Below are 399 nucleotides of genomic sequence, written 5' to 3' on the forward strand. Positions count from 1 at the left end.
CTGCGCTGGATGATCGGCGAAGGCTACGGTGACGCACGTACCCTGGAACGTCGCGCTCAAGCGATGGAAGCCTGGATCGCCAACCCTGAGTTGATGGAAGCCGACGCCGACGCCGAATACGCCGAAATCATCGAAATCGACCTGGCCGACATCAGCGAGCCGGTACTGTGCGCGCCGAACGACCCGGACGACGCCCGTCTGCTGTCCAGCGTTGCTGGCGAGAAGATCGACGAAGTGTTCATCGGTTCGTGCATGACCAACATCGGTCACTTCCGCGCTGCCGGTAAACTGCTGGATCAGGTCAAGGGCCAGCTGCCAACCCGTCTGTGGCTGTCGCCGCCGACCAAGATGGACGCTCACCAACTGACCGAAGAAGGCTACTACGGCATCTACGGCAAG

1 pseudogene is annotated in these 399 nt (G+C 61.4%); it reads left to right on the plus strand.

Annotated elements, in window-relative coordinates:
• Nucleotides 1–399: pseudogene (locus SB751_RS28400) on the plus strand (aconitate hydratase B); the annotation flags it as partial.

The organism is Cupriavidus sp. SIMBA_020, from assembly GCF_046535395.1.
In the GTDB taxonomy this organism is placed as follows: Bacteria; Pseudomonadota; Gammaproteobacteria; order Burkholderiales; family Burkholderiaceae; genus Cupriavidus; species Cupriavidus campinensis.